17 protein-coding genes and 1 tRNA gene are annotated in these 15901 nt (G+C 67.3%); 5 read left to right on the forward strand and 13 right to left on the reverse strand.

Annotated features, from left to right (window positions below; all coding sequences use genetic code 11):
- The coding region (locus ACQKLX_RS02715) for a Gfo/Idh/MocA family protein (protein ID WP_427359291.1) at positions 1-275 on the reverse strand (275 nt) is incomplete at its 3' end.
- Positions 276-429: 154 nt separating this feature from the next.
- Here ACQKLX_RS02715 and ACQKLX_RS02720 point away from each other — a divergent pair.
- Positions 430-1143 carry a TetR/AcrR family transcriptional regulator gene (locus ACQKLX_RS02720; RefSeq protein WP_427359292.1) on the forward strand — a complete coding sequence of 238 codons (714 nt, stop codon included), beginning with the start codon at positions 430-432 and terminating at the stop codon, positions 1141-1143.
- A gap of 79 nt (positions 1144-1222) precedes the next feature.
- Here ACQKLX_RS02720 and ACQKLX_RS02725 read toward each other — a convergent pair whose 3' ends face one another.
- Entirely contained in the window at positions 1223-2131 is a 909-nt protein-coding gene (locus tag ACQKLX_RS02725) for a dihydrodipicolinate synthase family protein (protein WP_427359294.1), read from the reverse strand.
- Positions 2132-2232: 101 nt separating this feature from the next.
- Here ACQKLX_RS02725 and ACQKLX_RS02730 point away from each other — a divergent pair, with 101 nt between their 5' ends.
- From ACQKLX_RS02730 to ACQKLX_RS02745, 4 genes are all read left to right on the forward strand, one after another.
- On the forward strand, positions 2233-2979 hold the full coding sequence (locus ACQKLX_RS02730) for a FadR/GntR family transcriptional regulator (protein WP_427359295.1): 747 nt from the start codon (positions 2233-2235) through the stop codon (positions 2977-2979).
- Entirely contained in the window at positions 2976-3944 is a 969-nt protein-coding gene (locus tag ACQKLX_RS02735; protein ID WP_427359297.1) for a tripartite tricarboxylate transporter substrate binding protein, read from the forward strand. The genes ACQKLX_RS02730 and ACQKLX_RS02735 overlap by 4 nt, the downstream gene beginning before the upstream one ends.
- Positions 3945-4132: 188 nt before the next feature.
- The gene (locus ACQKLX_RS02740) at positions 4133-4606 is read left to right on the forward strand and encodes a tripartite tricarboxylate transporter TctB family protein (protein WP_427359299.1); all 474 of its coding nucleotides are present in this window, start codon (positions 4133-4135) and stop codon (positions 4604-4606) included.
- A 6-nt stretch (positions 4607-4612) separates the two neighbouring features.
- Entirely contained in the window at positions 4613-6118 is a 1506-nt protein-coding gene (locus ACQKLX_RS02745; RefSeq protein WP_427359301.1) for a tripartite tricarboxylate transporter permease, read from the forward strand.
- Between the two features lie 284 nt (positions 6119-6402).
- On the opposite strand, the gene ACQKLX_RS02750 is transcribed toward ACQKLX_RS02745, so the two are convergent.
- The 11 genes from ACQKLX_RS02750 to proB all read right to left on the reverse strand — a co-directional run bounded on the left by ACQKLX_RS02750 (position 6403) and on the right by proB (position 15840).
- Positions 6403-6479, reverse strand: a tRNA-Arg gene (locus ACQKLX_RS02750).
- A 137-nt stretch (positions 6480-6616) separates the two neighbouring features.
- Positions 6617-7033, reverse strand: coding sequence for a phosphoribosyl-ATP diphosphatase (hisE, locus tag ACQKLX_RS02755; protein ID WP_427359303.1), 417 nt, complete (start codon positions 7031-7033; stop codon positions 6617-6619).
- A 62-nt stretch (positions 7034-7095) separates the two neighbouring features.
- Positions 7096-7599, reverse strand: a complete 504-nt coding sequence (locus ACQKLX_RS02760) for an RNA pyrophosphohydrolase (protein WP_427359305.1) — start codon at positions 7597-7599, stop codon at positions 7096-7098.
- Positions 7596-8804 (reverse strand): divergent polysaccharide deacetylase family protein, encoded by a 1209-nt coding sequence (locus ACQKLX_RS02765; protein WP_427359307.1) that lies wholly within the window; start codon positions 8802-8804, stop codon positions 7596-7598. The genes ACQKLX_RS02760 and ACQKLX_RS02765 overlap by 4 nt, the downstream gene beginning before the upstream one ends.
- A gap of 160 nt (positions 8805-8964) precedes the next feature.
- Positions 8965-10317 (reverse strand): S41 family peptidase, encoded by a 1353-nt coding sequence (locus ACQKLX_RS02770; RefSeq protein ID WP_427359309.1) that lies wholly within the window; start codon positions 10315-10317, stop codon positions 8965-8967.
- Entirely contained in the window at positions 10317-11684 is a 1368-nt protein-coding gene (locus ACQKLX_RS02775) for a murein hydrolase activator EnvC family protein (protein ID WP_427359311.1), read from the reverse strand. Before ACQKLX_RS02775 ends, ACQKLX_RS02770 begins: the two co-directional genes overlap by 1 nt.
- Positions 11681-12163: a 23S rRNA (pseudouridine(1915)-N(3))-methyltransferase RlmH gene (rlmH, locus tag ACQKLX_RS02780; protein WP_427359312.1), complete on the reverse strand. Its 483-nt coding sequence runs from the start codon at positions 12161-12163 to the stop codon at positions 11681-11683. Before rlmH ends, ACQKLX_RS02775 begins: the two co-directional genes overlap by 4 nt.
- Before the next feature lie 111 nt (positions 12164-12274).
- Positions 12275-12631: a ribosome silencing factor gene (gene rsfS / locus ACQKLX_RS02785; protein ID WP_427359314.1), complete on the reverse strand. Its 357-nt coding sequence runs from the start codon at positions 12629-12631 to the stop codon at positions 12275-12277.
- A gap of 123 nt (positions 12632-12754) precedes the next feature.
- Positions 12755-13366: a nicotinate-nucleotide adenylyltransferase gene (locus ACQKLX_RS02790; protein ID WP_427359315.1), complete on the reverse strand. Its 612-nt coding sequence runs from the start codon at positions 13364-13366 to the stop codon at positions 12755-12757.
- Positions 13363-14604: a glutamate-5-semialdehyde dehydrogenase gene (locus ACQKLX_RS02795; protein ID WP_427360081.1), complete on the reverse strand. Its 1242-nt coding sequence runs from the start codon at positions 14602-14604 to the stop codon at positions 13363-13365. The genes ACQKLX_RS02790 and ACQKLX_RS02795 overlap by 4 nt, the downstream gene beginning before the upstream one ends.
- Before the next feature lie 96 nt (positions 14605-14700).
- The gene (proB, locus tag ACQKLX_RS02800; protein WP_427359316.1) at positions 14701-15840 is read right to left on the reverse strand and encodes a glutamate 5-kinase; all 1140 of its coding nucleotides are present in this window, start codon (positions 15838-15840) and stop codon (positions 14701-14703) included.
- Positions 15841-15901: the final 61 nt, after the last annotated feature.

The raw sequence follows: 15901 nt of genomic DNA on the forward strand, positions 1-15901 counted from the left end.
TCGATCAGGATGTGGATGCCGCGGCGGGCGCATTCGATACCGTTCTCGGCATGGAGCTGGTTGGGCGAGGCGATGATCACGGCGTCCGGCCGGGTTTCGTCGAGCATCACGCGGTAGTCGGCGAAGACGCGCGCATCGGGGTTCTGGGCCGCGACCTGCTCGGCGTTGACGTCGGCGATCCCGGCGAGCTCGAAGTCGGGATGCGCGGCGATCTTGGCCAGGTGCTTGCGTCCGATCAGCCCAGCGCCGATCACGCCGATTGCGATGCTCGTCATGCTCCCACGGATCCCTTGGCGAGCTACAGGCTCGATTGCAATTAACTTGTAGGATAATTAATCAATAATTATCCCCGTGGATAATTACTGTCAAGCGACGCAAAATCGGCTAAGCAGGCGGAACCCTATCCGAACGGACGACCGGGATCGCGGGATGAAGGCAGCGAGCGTGCAGACGTCGGCGAGCGAAGAGCCCACCAAGGTCCGCCGCCGGGATCGCGAGAAGACGAAGGCGGAGATCCTGCAGATCGCCTTCGAGGAGTTCGCCGAGAACGGGCTGCTCGGCGCCAATGCCGACGCGATCGCCGCCCGGGCCGGAATCACCAAGCGGTTGATCTTCTACTACTTCAACTCGAAGGAGGAGCTCTTCATCGCGGTGCTCGAGATGGCCTATGGCCGGATGCGCCAGGCTGAGGAGAGCCTGCATCTCGAGGCCCTCGCACCGGAGCTGGCGATCCGCCGGCTCGCTGAGTTCACCTTCGACTTCCATCAGGCCAACCCGGAGTTCGTCCGGCTCGTCGCGATCGAGAATATCCATCGCGGCCGGCATATCGGCCGCAGCGACAAGCTCAAGCGGATGACGCGCCCAATCATCGGTCAGATCGAGCGCGTGCTGGACAAGGGTAAGAGCCTGGGGGCCATCAGGCCGGAGGTCGATGCGCACGAACTCCACGTCACGCTGAATGCCCTGTCGATCTTCTCGGTGGCGAACCGGCATACGTTCGAGGCGCAATTCCGCTGGGACATGTCCTCGCCCGAGGCGAAAGCCCGGCGCAGGGTGGAGGTCGCCGAGGTGCTGTGGCGCTATGTCCGCAGCGACAAGGCGCCGGCGAGCACCGATCAGGGATTGGCCAGGCCGGAACGCTAGAGCTTCAGCCGAGGCGCACAGGAAGTGGATGTAGCCGCGGCTGCATGACGTCGCCCAGTTTCGCCGGGCCAGATTTCGACTAGCTCTTGCGCGAGGAAAAGCGGCCGAGCCTGGCGGCGTGGTCGGCAACCAGCGTCTGGCCGAACGCGGTCGGTCGCATGGCCGGCGCGCGATCGTGGATCGTGACGCCGGCACGCGCTCCGTAGATGCGCTTGCCGTAGCAGATCAGGCTTTCCAGCGATTGCATGATGAAGACGATCACCGGCAGCACCTCACGATAGATCCGTTCCGCCTCGGCCTCGTCGCCGGAGATGAAGCTGTCATAGACCTTTACAGTGAGGTCGATCAGCTCGGGCGCCAGGATCATGCCGACGCAGCCGGCGCGCAGATTCTCGATCAATTCGAGCCCGCCGCGGCCGTTCATCACCGGCAACCGGCCTTCTGTGGTCTCGATCAGCTGCCGGATCTCGGTCGCCGGTCCCTCGCCCTTCACCAGCCTGATGTTCGGATGCTGCGCGACGAGGCTGCGGATATCCTCGGCCGAGAGCCCCCGGCCCATATAGGCCGGCGCGTTCTGGATCGCGACCGGCAGGTGCGTGGCGTCAGCGATCCGGCCGAAGAAGCTGATGTACTCGCCGGCGGCGAAGCTGCCGACCATGGGCGGCTGCAGGATGACCCAGTCGGCCTTCGCAATCTCCGCGGCCCTGACCAGCTCGACCTGCTCGGCGACCGAGGTCCCGTAGATGGTGAAACCCAGGGGCTTGCGTCCGCCGACATCCTCCGAGGTCCACTCCATCACCGTCCGGCGTTCCGGCACGGTCAGCTTGGAGACCTCCGTCGCAAGGCCGAGCGCGGCGATGCCATGGGCGCCGTGCTCGATGCAGATCTCGACCTGCCGCCGCATCGCCTGCCGGTCGAGCCGTTCCTGCGCATCGAACAGCGCATAGAGGATCGCATGGATGCCGGTGAACGCGGTCTGAGTGGGCATGATCGTACCTCGCTTCAATGATCAGATGTTAAACATCAGATGAATGCTTGCGCGCAAGCCCCGGACGTGACAGTTTCCCGCCGCGGGAGAGAAAACGAGCCATGGCGCGGGGCAGCAAGCCAGGAAAGATCGGCACGATGGTTGCAGCGCTCGGCGCCGCGATCGTGCGTGGCGAGATCGCTGCCGGCACCGTGCTGCCGCCTGAGCCGGAACTGGCCGAGCGCTACGGCGCCGGCCGCAGCGTCGTCCGCGAAGCCGTGAAGATCCTCGTCGCCAAGGGCCTGCTCACCGTGCGTCCGCGCCATGGCACGCAGGTTCGCCCGCAGCATGATTGGACGCTGCTCGACCGCGAAGTGCTCGGCTGGATGCGCAGCGAGGATGGGCTCGACCGCAACCTGCTGCTCGCTCTGGAGGAGACGCGCGAGATCATCGAGCCGGAAGCAGCGGCGCTGGCGGCAACCCGCGCCACGCCCGAGGACCTCGCCCGCATTCGCGCCGCGCTAGTTGAGATGGAAGCCGGTCAGGACGATCCGGCAACCGCCATCGCCGCCGACAAGCGCTTCCATCTCGCCATCCTCGACGCCACCAACAATCCGATCCTGCGCAGCTTCCGCGGCGCGATCGACACGATCCTCAGCGCGATGTTCGATTTCACCGTCGATGTCTTCGCCGGCAACCTCGCCAACCACGCCGCGGTCGTTGACGCGATTGCCGCCGGCGAGCCCGAGCAGGCCCGTCAGGCGATGCGGCAGGTGCTCGGCTACACGCGCGGCCACATGCTCTCCAGCCCCGAGCTCGCGGCCGGAACAGACCCCAAAAAGAAAACCGAACCGGGAGAAACGCCATGAAATTCGTAAAGCTGCTGCTCGCCGCCGCCGTCGCGGCGGTATCGCTGCCCGCCTTTGCCGCCTGGCCCGAGCGACCGATCACACTGGTCGTGCCCTGGGCGGCCGGCGGTGGCACCGATGCTGTCGCCCGCATCCTCGCGGCCGGGCTGGAGAAGGAACTCGGCAAGCCGGTCAACGTCGTCAACCGCACCGGCGGCGGCGGCGTGGTCGGTCATACCGAGATCGTCAACGCCAAGCCGGACGGCTACACGATCGGCCTCGCCACGGCCGAGGTCACGACCTTCTACTGGTCGAACACCGCGCCCTTCACCTATGAGAAGCTGACGCCGATCGCGCTGGTGAACTTCGACTCGGCCGCCTTCAATGTCGCCGCCAATTCGCCCTGGGCGGACCTGCGCGCCGCGCTCGACGACATCAAGAAGCAGCCGGCCGGCAAGTACAAGCTCTCCGGCATGGCGGCGGGCGCCGCCTATCACCTCGCGTTCGCCGGCCTGATGCAGCTGGAAGGCATCGATCCCAAGGCAGTCGTCGTGGTGCCGAGCCAGGGCGCGGCGCCAGGCTTCCAGGAGCTGGCCTCGGGCGGCGTCCAGATCGTCCCGTCCTCGCTGCCCGAGGGCAAGCCGATGTTCGATGCCGGCCGCGTCAAGTCGCTGGCGGTGATGTCGAAGGAGAAGATCGGCGCCTTCCCGAGCGTGCCGACGGTCAAGGATGCGATCGGCAAGGAGTATGAGGGCGGCACCTGGCGTGGCCTCGCCGCTCCGGCCGGCCTGCCGGCGGATGTGACGGCCCGCCTCGTCGAGGCGACGGAGAAGGTCGCCAATTCCGAAGCCTACAAGTCCTTCCTGGCCGAGCGCGGCTTCGGCTACGCCTTCGCCAAGGGCCCGGCCTTCGGCAGCTTCCTCGCCACCCAGCACAAGAGCAACGGCGAGATCATGGGCGCGCTCGGCCTGCGCCTGCGCCAGTAGCACCTCCATCGTCATTCCGGGGCGCCGCGAAGCGGCGAGCCCGGAACCCATATCCGCCGGCATCGCCGGATTGGGGGCGCGATATGCGCTCTCTTTGAAAAGCACCGTGTTCATGGATTCCGGGCTCAGGCCTATGGCCTGCCCCGGAAAGACAGCGTGATACCGAGCAAGATCGACAGGTCCCCGCCATGAAGTTCAACGATCTCTTCGGAGGCTTCGTCTTCCTTGTCCTCGCGGGCCTGATCGCTTTCGCCTCCTGGAACCTGCCGAACCCGTCGCAGCAGCCGCTCGGCCCCTCGGCCTTTCCACTGATCCTGTCCGGCCTGCTCGCGCTCTGCGCCGCGCTCCTCGCCGTCAACGGCGCCCGCGCGACGCAAGCCGGTCCGCTGGTCAGCATTGCCGACTGGGCCCGCAGCGGCAATGCGGTGCTGCGCCTGCTGCTCGTGCCGGCGGCGGTGATCTTCTACATGCTCTGCGCCGAGACGCTCGGCTTCCTGATCTGCGCGACGACGATCCTCGTCGTCCTGTTCCTCGCGGGTGGCACGAAGCCGTTGCACGCGATTGGGCTCTCGCTCGCGGCCGCGCTCGTCATCCACTCGATCTTCTATCTGGCCCTCGGCGTGCAATTGCCCTGGGGTCCGCTCGAACCCTTCCGCTGGTAGCCCGCCATGCTCGACGCCTATGTCACCGCGCTCGGGATGGTGCTCGATCCCTATGTGCTCTTCGTCATCACCGCCTCGGCGATCTACGGCCTCGTCGTCGGCTGCATTCCCGGCCTCTCGGCGACGATGGCGACGGCGCTGCTGGTGCCGCTGACCTTCTTCATGCCGCCGGTGCCGGCGATCGCCGCGATTGTGACGACCTCGACCATGGCGATTTTCTCCGGCGATATTCCGGGTTGCTTGCTACGCATCCCCGGCACGCCGGCCTCGGCTGCCTATGTCGACGATTCCTACCAGATGACGCTGAAGGGCAAGCCCGAGCTCGCCCTCGGCATCGGCCTGTGGTTCTCGGTGCTCGGCGGCCTGTTCGGCACCGCGGTGATGATGGTGGCCTCGCCGGCCATCGCCGACTTTGCGCTCGGCTTCGGCTCGGTCGAGTTCTTCTGGATCGTCATGCTCGGCCTGGGCGGCGCCGTCTTCATCGGCTCCTCGACGCCGCTGAAGGCCTGCATCTCGCTGCTGATCGGCCTGCTGATCGCGATGATCGGCATGAACAATCCGGCCGGCCAACCGCGCTTCACCTTCGAGTCGACCGAGATGCTCGGCGGCGTCTCGCTGATCCCGACGATGGTCGGCATGTTCGCCTGCTCGGAGGTGATGCGGCACATGGTCTCGGGCGGTGGCGCGCCGCCGGTGGTGATCCAGAAGATCGGCCCGATCTTCGCCAATATGTGGCGCCTGACCAAGCAATACCCCTGGCAGCTGATCCGCGGCAGCGCGCTCGGCACGATCATCGGCATCCAGCCGGGCAGCGGCGCCGACATGGCGGCCTGGATGTCCTATGCGATGAGCAAGCGCTTCTCGAAGGAGCCTGAGAAGTTCGGCACCGGCCATCCCGAGGGGCTGATCGAGGCCGGCGCCTCCAACAACTCCTCGCTCGCCGGCGCCTGGATCCCGGCCCTGGTCTTCGGCATCCCCGGCGACTCGATCACCGCGATCGCCATCGGCGTACTGATGATGAAGAACATGGCGCCGGGGCCGACGATCTTCGTCAACAATCCCGAGAACGTCTACGCGCTCTTCCTCGTCTTCGTCATCGCCAACCTGATGATGTTGCCGCTTGGCTGGGCGATCATCAAGGTCGCGACGCGCGTGCTCTCGGTGCCGCGACGCGTGCTGATGCCGATCATCCTGCTCTTCGCCATCGTCGGCTCCTACGCGATCAACAACTCGCTGTTCGATGTCGGCGTCATGCTCGCCTTCGGCGTGCTCGCCTTCGTGCTCGAGGAGAACGACTTCCCGGTCGCACCGGTGATCCTCGGCGTCGTGCTCGGGCCGCTGCTGGAGGAGTACTTCATCAACTCGATGATCAAGTCCGACGGCCGGCTGATCGGCCTGGTCGACCGGCCGATCGCCGCCGTCCTCGCCGCGATCACGATCGGAATCATCGGCTGGACCATCATCGTTTCCGTGAGGGCAGGGAGAGCAAGCAAGCTCTCGGAGGGCAAGTGACGTGAAGCCGACCGCCTGACCATGAAAAAGGCTCGGCTCTTCCTTCGCCGCAGGACCGGAGATAACTGTCCACGAGGCTGATGCTGGCCGGCGGGTTCATTCCTGCCGAGAAGGCCAATGCGCGGGGGCAGGCAAATCGATCGCCGGCAGGCAGAACGTCGCGGCCTCGTCGACAACAGGCGGGCCACGGTCGGCAACGTCAATGACCTCCGCGTGAAGCGGAAGGCTTGGATCAAGCATGATTGGGAAGTTGTGAACGGTGCCCCTCAAAAGGAGCTAAGTAGTGGCGCGCCCGAAAGGATTCGAACCTCTGACCCTCAGATTCGTAGTCTGATGCTCTATCCAGCTGAGCTACGGGCGCGTGACAGCGGAGCGGTTTGAAGGCCGCCGTGGGCTGACGAGAGCCGACTTAAAGGCTCACGCTGCGCTTGGCAAGCCCCGTTCTGTGGTCATCGTTCGCTTTCTCACAGAGCTTGCCGGACGTTGGCGAGGACGTCGTCAGCCATGCTTGCCGTGCAGGAGCAGCGGCGGCGGGGTGTCCTGCCGCGGCCTGTCCTCGCTCGCTTCGATCTCCGGCGCGACTGCTCGGCTGGCGCCATGCCGCGCTTTCGGCAGTTTCTCGGCGATGCCATAGAGCGCCTCGCGCCGGTCCATTTCGCGCCAGATCTCACCGGGCGTGATGCCGAGCTCACTCCACAGGACGACGAGATTGTAAAGGAGGTCGGCGCTCTCGCGGACCACTGCCGGGCGATTGTGCTGCACCGCCTCGATCCCGACCTCGACCGCTTCCTCGCCGAGCTTCTTGGCCATCTTCGGTAGGCCTTCGCGGATCAGCTTGGCGGTTCGCGACCGGGAGGGATCGCGCGCCCTGGCCGTCAGGACGGCGGCGTAGAGTCTCTGGACCGAATCAGTCATCGGCACAGAATCGGGGCGCCATGTAAGGGTTTCGTGACGCTCCCGCCTCCTGCGCCGGGCGCTCATCGCGCCACTCCTGCGAATAGCCGCGCCACCTCGCGGTAGACGTCGCGCTTGAACGGGATGATCAGCTCCGGCGTCTCTTCCAGCGGGACCCAGCGCCAGGCGTCGAATTCGGGCTTGTGACCGCCGCCGGGATTGAGGATGTCGATCTCGCTCTCGTCGCCCTCGAAGCGGAAGGCGAACCATTTCTGCGACTGGCCACGGTATTTGCCGCGCCAGGCCTCCTTGCCGATCTCGCGCGGCAGGTCGTAGCTCAGCCAGTCCGGCGCTTCGGCGAGCAGCGAGACGGAGGCGACATTGGTCTCCTCGCGCAACTCGCGATAGGCGGCCTCGATCGGCTGTTCGCCGGGGTCGATGCCGCCTTGCGGCATCTGCCATTCATGCCCCGGGGCGACATGCTCGCGCTGGCTGCGATTGGCCCTGCGGCCGATGAAGACGAGGCCGGCCGGGTTGAACAGGGCAAGGCCGACGCAGGGACGATAGCCGGGGGGAGGTCTGATCATCGCAGCGAACCGGTGGTCGAAGGGTTGCGGAAGCCGCGGGCGGCGCTGACGGGGACGATGACCAGGTTCTTGCCCTCGAGCGTACGGGCCCAGCGGGCGATGCGCTCGACCGTGACGGGCAGGGCGCTGGCGGTGGCGACGGCCGCGCCCTGGTCGCGGGCGAGGGTCTCGAGGCGCGCCAGCTCCTTGTCGATGGTCTCGGGGCGGGGGACGGCGTCGAGCGCAAGATCGGCTTTGAGCGCCGGGATCTGGGCCTTGCTCGCCGCCGAGGCGAGCAGGCTGCGCGGCGACGAGCCGTCGTCGACGACCATCAGGCCGCGCCCAGCGAGCTCGCGCAGCAGCGGGGTCAGGGCGGTGTCGTCAGAGGTGAGGCGGCCGCCGAGAAAGTTGACGATGCCGACATAGCCGGAGAAGCGGCCGAGCACCCATTGCAGCCGATCGAGATTGTCGGTGCCCTTCGGTCCGGTGAGCAGGGTGTGCGGGCCAGGATCGTTGTCGGGATAGTCGAATGGCTCCATCGGAACCTGCAGGAAGACCTCATGGCCTTCGCCGCGGGCCCGCTGCACGGTCTTTTCCAGCTCGGCGCCATAGGGAGCGAAGGCGAGCGAAACGGGTCCCGGCAGGCGCGCGATCGCCTCGCTGGTCGAGCTCTGGCTGATGCCGAGGCCGCCGACGAGGATGGCGATCCGGCCCGCCGGCTTGGTCGCGGGAGCGGGGCCGAGCGGGCGGGCATAGACCTGCGCCGGCGTTGCGCCATCGGAGCCGATCTTCGGCAGGAGGCCGTGGCGCGTGCGCTCGACCAGGCGCTTGTCCGGCGCCGGCGCAAGCTTGATCGTGCCGTCATCGGGCACGGTGATGACGATCGCGCCGGGGGCATCCGAGCCCGGCCGGACAACGGTGACGCCGGAGTCGGCTTCAAGCTGGCTGGCGCTGGCCGGGCCGCGCCGTTCCTCCAGCGCGGGCGGCTGAGGCATGGCCTTGGCGATTTCGGGAGCCGCTGGCCGCTCGCGGATCATGGCGGTGGCGATCGGCTCGCCGCCATTGGGGTCGCGCTTCAGTGCGGCGTAGAGGATCAGTCCGGCGAAGATAACCGCCAGCCCACCAGTCAGGCCACGCCAGAGCCAGCGTCCATAGGGCTTTTGCGCGCGCGCGCGTTTCGCCTGCCCGAGCGGCTGGTCGAGTTCGCTGAGCGGCAATCCGGCCAAGAGGCGCCGTCCTCACTGACATCCAAACGTATGCGAATCAGTTCGCAGCGCTAGAGTCGGATGATTCGGGCCGGAATCAATCGCCAATCGGCCGCAGGGAAAACAATCTCCTGCGGCCGTTGCACAAGTGTCGAGTTGTCGGCTGGGACAGCCGGCGGCTTCAGTTGGACTTGCCGGCTTCCGGAGCGGGAGCAGGCGTGGCGGGCGCCGGGTTGGCGGGCAGCGCCACATCCTTCTTGCCGCGCAGCAGGTTGAGCGCCGCGGTAAGCTGGGTGTCCTTGGCCGAGTCGATCGGAACATAGGACGGCGAGCCGGCCTGCTCTTCCTTGCCGTCGCCATTGCGCAGATGACCCTTGAGCGAGGCCTCGCCCTTGTTCTCGACCTTGTCCTTCAGCTCGGTCGGCACGTCCTGGATGATCTCGATGTCGGGCGTGATGCCCTTGGCCTGGATCGAGTTGCCGGACGGGGTGTAGTAGCGCGCCGTGGTCAGCCTGAGGCCGCCATTGTCGCCGAGGCGGATCACGGTCTGCACCGAACCCTTGCCGAAGGAGCGCGAGCCCATGACGGTGGCGCGCTTGTGGTCCTGCAGGGCGCCGGCGACGATCTCGGCGGCCGAGGCGGACGAGCCGTTGATCAGCACGACGACCGGCTTGCCCTTGGTCAGATCGCCCGACTTGGCGTTGAAGACCTGGGTTTCCTCGGCATTGCGGCCGCGGGTGGAGACGATCTTACCGCGCTCGAGGAACGCGTCGGAAACGAGCACCGACTGGTCGAGGCGCCCGCCGCGATTGTTGCGCAGGTCGATGATGTAACCCTTGACCTTGTCGAAGCCGATCTCGGCGTTGACCTTGTCGAGCGCCTTGCGCAGGCCCTCATAGGTCTGCTCGCTGAAGGTGCCGATGCGGATATAGCCGACATCGCCCTCGACGCGCTCCTCCACCGCCGGGACGACGATGTTGGACCGGGTCAGGGTGAATTCCAGCGGCTCGGTCTTGCCGGTGCGTTCGATCGTCAGCTTGACCTGCGTGTTGATGATGCCGCGCATCTTCTCGACGGCCTGGTTCAGGCTGAGGCCCTTGACCTCGTCATTGTCGATCTTGCGGATGATGTCGCCGGCCAGGATGCCGGCCTTGGAGGCAGGCGTGTCGCGGATCGGCTTGGCGACCTTGAGAACCTCGTTCTCCATCGTCACCTCGATGCCGAGGCCGCCAAACTGGCCGCGCATGTCGATGTCCATGTCGCGGAAGCTCTTGGCATCGAGATAGGCCGAGTGCGGATCGAGCGAGGAGACCATGCCGTTGATGGCGGCCTCGATCAGCTTCTGCTCGTCCGGCTTCTCGACATAGTCGGTACGGATCTTCTCGAAGATGTCGCCGAAAAGATTGAGGCTGCGATAGACCTCGGCCGAGGCCGCGACCGCGCTGGTCGAGGAGAGCAGATGCGTCTGCGTCACGACGCCGGTGAGGCCAGCGCCGGCGATGGCGCCGACCAGAACGAGAGAAACCTTGCGCATCATCCGCGAACCTTTTCGCCTTGCGATTTCGTCCACCACGGCGTCGGATCGATCGAGACGCCGTCTTTCCTGAACTCGACATAGAGGACCGGCTCGCCGGCCCCCGCTCCCACATTCGTCGCGGCCGCTTCCGCGGTCTCGCCCATCACCGCAATCGGCTCTCCGGCCAGCACAAACTGGTTCAACGACACGTCGATGCGCTGCATGCCCGCCAGAAGAATATAGTAACCATTGCCGGCATTGAGGATCAAGAGTTGGCCAAAGGAGCGGAACGACCCCGCATAGACCACCCAGCCATCGGAAGGTGACGAAACCACGGCATTTTGCCGGGTCGACAGCGAAATTCCGCGGGTTGCACCGCCAACTTCATCGGTTGCGCCAAATCCACGCAATTGTGAACCGGCGACCGGCAAAGGCAGCATGCCGCGCAATTCCTGGAAGGCCGCCTTGGGCGCGAGCCGGGCCGGATCGCGAAAGGCGAGCTGAGCCATGCGCTGGCGCTGCTCCTGCGTTTCCGCTTCGAGCGCTCGGCGAGCGGCCTCGGCAGCGCGGGTGGCGACGGAGATGTCCTTCTCGATGCGCTCGACCAGATCGCGCAGGGTTTTTGCCTGTGCCGCGAGCTCGCCACCGGCAGCGCGCTGCGTCTCGATATCCTGGGCGGCGCTGGTCTCGCGGGCGCGCCGAGCTTCGATCAGCGAAGCCAGGCGCTGGCGCTCGCCAGCCAGTCCTTCCATTTCGCCGGCGATAGCCTTGCGCTCATCGGCGATGCGTTCGCGCAGGCGCACCAGCTCGGCGAGATCGGTGCCGAGGATGGTGATCTCCTGGCGCAGGTCGGGCACGACCGCGCCGAGCAGCATCGAAGCGCGCACCGCCTCCAGGATGTCCTCCGGCCGGACCAGTACCGCCGGTGGCGGCCGGCGGCCGATGCGCTGCAGCGCCGCCAGCACCTCGCCAATCAGACCGCGCCGGCTCTCCAGCGAACGCCGGATCGCGGTTTCGCTGGTCTGCAGCAGGGAGAGGCGCTGTTCGAGCCCGGCGATGCGGCCTTCGGCGGCTTGGGTGCGCGCGGTGGTGTCGAGCAAGGCCTGGTTGAGCTTGGTCCGGTCGGCGCGGATACCGGCGATCTCGGCCTCCAATTTGGCGCGGGCCTCGGCATTGCCGGCGAGCCGTTCCTCGATCGCCTTGAGATCAGCCTCGCGGGCGCGCTTTTCCTCGCGCTTCTGTTCGGTTTCGCGGGCGGTCTGTTCCGAATCAGGGGCGGTCGGCGTTTGGGCCACGGCTGCGCCGGCCGACAGGCAGGCGCACAGCAGCGCCGTCCAGGGTCGAAGCTTGCGCGAAATCCGAATCAGCCGGGAATGGCGGGTCATGCGCGATGATAGGGGTGTCCGGCCATGATCGTCATTGCCCGATAGAGCTGTTCGAGCGTGAGCGCCCGGACGATCTGGTGCGGAATGGTCAGGGCGCCAAAGGAGAGCACCAGCGCGGCGCGCTCGCGCAGCTCGCCATCGAGTCCGTCGGCGCCGCCGATCAGCAGGGTGGCGGCGGGCGTACCGGCGTCGCGCGCGACCGCGAGGCGATTCGCGAAGGCATCGCTGTCGAGGCTCCTGCCGCGTTCATCGAGGGCAATGACGAGGCCGGAAGGCGGCAAGCGCTCGAGAATGAGCTTCGCTTCCTCGCGTCGACGCTCCTCTGTGCGGCGGCCGCGGCCCTCAGAGAGCTCGACGACTTCCGGGCCGCTCAGGCCGAGACCACGCGCAAGGCCTTGTGCCCGCTCCTGATAGCGGGCGCAAAGATCACGCTCCGGCCCGTCCTTGAGGCGGCCGACCGCGATGACCGACAGGCGCACGCTAGATCGCCATGCGTCCGTTCGGACGCAAATCTGGCGATCCAGTATTTGGGCTGGGCATCGGATTGTCCCGAAAATCGGATTCCACTTTTCGGTCCGATGTCAAGGGTCTCAGCCGTCGAGGCGCTCGCGAGGCCGGTCGGCGCCCCACATCTTCTCGAGATTGTAGAACTGGCGCACTTCCGGGCGGAAGACGTGGATAATCAAGTCGCCGGTGTCGATCAGCACCCAGTCGCAGGCGGGAAAGCCCTCGACCTTCGGTGTCTCATGGCCGGCCTTCTTGAAGGCCTCGACCAAGCTGTCCGAGATCGAGGCGACGTGGCGATTGACTCGGCCAGAAGCGATGATCATGGCGTCGGCCAGCGAAGTCTTGCCGACGAGGTCGATCACGGTGGCGTCCTCGGCCTTCATGTCGTCCAGGACCTGCAGGGCGAGCGCGATGCTGCTCGCGGCGGGGTTCTCGGTCATGGCAGCCGGGGGAAGCGGCTCGGTGCCGGCTTCGCCAATGGATTGACGGTTCAGTGCCGTATCCTCACGTGACGACGCGCTCAGGGCGCGACATCCCCAATTTAAGCGCCGGAGGGGGCGAGTTCAATTGCTTTCGGCGAGTTCGCGCAGATAGGTCGAGGACAGGTCGGAGCGCCGGCCGTGCAGGAATATCCAGGCGGGCGGGGTGCGCACCGGCAGAGCCGCGCCCTGATTCTCCGACAAACGCCAGCGCGCCATCCAGTTCGCGGCGGGCGAGGCGATCGAGCGATGGGTCGAGCCGGGACGGTCGATGACCGCGATCGGCATCATCCGGGCAATGGTGCGCCATTCGTTCCACCGGTGGAAGTTCGCCAGATTGTCCGAGCCCATGATCCAGACGAAGCGCACGCCGGGGCAGCGGCGCTTCAGCTGACGCAGGGTGTCGGCGGTGTAGCGCGTGCGCAGCGTGGCCTCGATGCCGGTGACGTTGATGTGGCCGTGATTGGCGAGGGCGCGGGCCGTCGCGATGCGCTGCGTCAGCGGCGGCAAAGCGTGGTTGTCCTTCAGCGGGTTGCCCGGCGTCACCAGCCACCAGACGCGGTCGAGCTGGAGCCGGCGCAGCGCCGTCAGGCTCGCCATGCGATGGCCGTCATGGGCCGGGTTGAAGGTGCCGCCGAACAGCCCGATGCGCAGACCGGGGGCGTGCGGCGGCAGGCGTAGCTCGTCGGAGCTCACGGGCGGACCTGACCCTGACCGTGGACGCGGTACTTGAAGGAGCAGAGCTGCTCGACGCCGACGGGGCCGCGCGCGTGCATGCGGCCGGTGGCGATGCCGATCTCGGCGCCGAAGCCGAACTCGCCGCCGTCGGCGAACTGGGTCGAGGCGTTGTGCAGGACGATCGCCGAATCGACTTCGGCGAGGAAGCGGGCGGCTGCTTCTTCGTCGGCCGTTACGATCGCGTCGGTGTGGTGCGAGCCGTAGGTCTCGATATGGGCGATCGCGGCGTCGAGGCCGGGCACGAGCTTCACTGCGATGATGCTGTCGAGATACTCGGTGCGCCAGTCCTCCTCGCTCGCCTGCGTGACGCGCGGATCGACGGCCAGCGTCGTCGCGTCGCCGCGTACCGCGCAGCCTTCGTCGAGCAAGGCCGTGACCAGCGGCTGCAGATGCGTCGCGGCGCAAGCTTCGTCGACCAGCAGCGTCTCGGCGGCGCCGCAGACGCCGGTGCGGCGCAGCTTGGCGTTGAGCAGGATCGCATGGGCCATGGCGAGATCGGCTTGCCCATGGACATAGACATGGTTGTTGCCGTCGAGATGGGCGAAGACCGGCACGCGCGCCTCTTGCTGCACGCGTGCGACCAGGCTCTTGCCACCGCGTGGCACGACGACGTCGACAGCGCCGTCCAGCCCTTTCAGGATTTCACCGACGGCGGCGCGGTCGCGGCTCGGCACCAGCTGGATCGCCTCGCGCGGCAGGCCGGCGGCGCTAAGCCCGTCCTGCATGGCGGCAGCGATCTCGCTGGAGCTGCGGAAGCTGTCGGAGCCGGCGCGCAGGATCGCGACATTGCCGCTCTTCAGGCAGAGCGCGCCGGCGTCCGCCGTGACGTTGGGGCGGCTTTCGAAGATCACCGCGACGACGCCGAGCGGGGTGGCGACGCGCTCGAAGACAAGGCCGTTGGCCTGCGTCCAGCTCGCCAGCACCCGACCGACCGGATCGGGCAGGGCGGCGATATCGGCGACAGCCTGGGCGATGGCTTCGAGGCGAGCTTCGTCGAGGGCGAGGCGGTCGATGAAGGACGCGGCGAGACCGGCAGCCCGCCCGTCTGCGAGATCCTGGCGATTGGCGGCGAGGATCGCCGGTGCGCGTCGACGCAGGGCTTCGGCCATCGCCGCGAGCGCGCGGTTGCGCTGCTCCGTGGAGGCGGTACCGACCCGGCGCGCCGCGGCGCGAGCGCCCTGGCCGAGCCCGCGCATCAGCGCGGCGACGTCGCCGTTCTCATTGTCGGGCGCAGGGACGCGCCTTGCGTTCTGCCGTGCATTCTCTTGGGTCATCGCTGCCCTGGATTTTGCTTACGCATCGGGATCGTAGCCGAGGCGCAGCGCCATGTCGTCCCGGTGAATCATCTCGGCGCGGCCGGGGTAACCGAGCACTGTCTCGATCTCGCGCGAGGCCTTGCCGAGCACGCGCACCGCCTCGTCCGCATCGTAGGCGACGAGGCCGCGTCCGAGCTCGCTGCCGTCGCCGGCGCGGATCATCACGGCGTCGCCGCGACTGAAGGCACCCTCGATCCGGGTGACGCCGACCGGCAGCAGGCTCGCGCCGCCGCGCAAGGCGCGAGCGGCGCCGTCGTCGACATGGAGGGTCCCGCGCGGCTCGAGCGAGCCGGCGATCCAGGTCTTGCGAGCGGTCGCGGGCGTCGAGGCACTGAGAAACCAGGAGCAGCGGGCGCCTTGCGTGACGGCGCGCAGCGGGTTCTTGGCCCGGCCATCGGCGATCAGCATATGGGCGCCGCCGGCGGTCGCGATCTTGCCGGCCTCGATCTTGGTGCGCATGCCGCCGCGCGAGAGCTCGGAAGCGGCGCCGCCGGCCATCGCCTCGATCGTAGGCGTGATCGCCGGGATGACCGGGATGTGCCTGGCATCGGGGCTCGACGCAGGCGGAGCGGTGTAGAGCCCGTCGATGTCGGAGAACAGCACCAGGAGGTCGGCGCCGGCCATGGTGGCGACGCGGGCGGCGAGCCGGTCGTTATCGCCATAGCGGATCTCGGAAGTGGCGACGGTGTCGTTCTCGTTGATGACCGGAACGGCGCGCAAATCGAGCAGGCGACCCAGCGTCGCGCGGGCGTTGAGATAGCGTCGGCGCTCCTCGGTGTCGGCGAGGGTCAGCAGGATCTGGCCGGCGTTGAGGCCGTGATGGCCAAGCGCTTCCGACCAGTTGCGCGCCAGCGCGATCTGTCCGACTGCGGCGGAGGCCTGGCTCTCTTCGAGCCTGAGCGGGCCGGCCGGCAGCTTCAGGACGGTGCGGCCGAGCGCGATCGCTCCCGACGAGACGACGAGCACATCGGCGCCGCGCCCGTGCAGTTCGGCAAGATCCTCGGCCAGCGCGGCGAGCCAGGCGTGACGCAGGCGTCCCTGCGCCCGGTCGACGAGCAGGGACGAGCCGACCTTGACGACGATGCGGCGGAACTGGTCGAGGGCGGGCAGGTTCACGGGCGGGACCGAGCTAGTAAGGCGGCAAGACGACGCCGGCGCCGTTCCTTGGCCAAATCGC

Origin of the sequence: Allobosea sp. NPDC003192, assembly GCF_050275675.1 — a bacterium.
Taxonomy (GTDB): domain Bacteria; phylum Pseudomonadota; class Alphaproteobacteria; order Rhizobiales; family Beijerinckiaceae; genus Allobosea.

Coding starts and splice junctions, on each gene's coding strand:
- ACQKLX_RS02720 (WP_427359292.1), top strand. CDS start 430: ATGAAGGCAGCGAGCGTGCAGACGTCGGCGAGCGAAGAGCCCACCAAG.
- ACQKLX_RS02725 (WP_427359294.1), bottom strand. CDS start 2,131: ATGCCCACTCAGACCGCGTTCACCGGCATCCATGCGATCCTCTATGCG.
- ACQKLX_RS02730 (WP_427359295.1), top strand. CDS start 2,233: ATGGCGCGGGGCAGCAAGCCAGGAAAGATCGGCACGATGGTTGCAGCG.
- ACQKLX_RS02735 (WP_427359297.1), top strand. CDS start 2,976: ATGAAATTCGTAAAGCTGCTGCTCGCCGCCGCCGTCGCGGCGGTATCG.
- ACQKLX_RS02740 (WP_427359299.1), top strand. CDS start 4,133: ATGAAGTTCAACGATCTCTTCGGAGGCTTCGTCTTCCTTGTCCTCGCG.
- ACQKLX_RS02745 (WP_427359301.1), top strand. CDS start 4,613: ATGCTCGACGCCTATGTCACCGCGCTCGGGATGGTGCTCGATCCCTAT.
- hisE (WP_427359303.1), bottom strand. CDS start 7,033: ATGACTGATTCGGTCCAGAGACTCTACGCCGCCGTCCTGACGGCCAGG.
- ACQKLX_RS02760 (WP_427359305.1), bottom strand. CDS start 7,599: ATGATCAGACCTCCCCCCGGCTATCGTCCCTGCGTCGGCCTTGCCCTG.
- ACQKLX_RS02770 (WP_427359309.1), bottom strand. CDS start 10,317: ATGCGCAAGGTTTCTCTCGTTCTGGTCGGCGCCATCGCCGGCGCTGGC.
- ACQKLX_RS02775 (WP_427359311.1), bottom strand. CDS start 11,684: ATGACCCGCCATTCCCGGCTGATTCGGATTTCGCGCAAGCTTCGACCC.
- rsfS (WP_427359314.1), bottom strand. CDS start 12,631: ATGACCGAGAACCCCGCCGCGAGCAGCATCGCGCTCGCCCTGCAGGTC.
- ACQKLX_RS02795 (WP_427360081.1), bottom strand. CDS start 14,604: ATGCGCGGGCTCGGCCAGGGCGCTCGCGCCGCGGCGCGCCGGGTCGGT.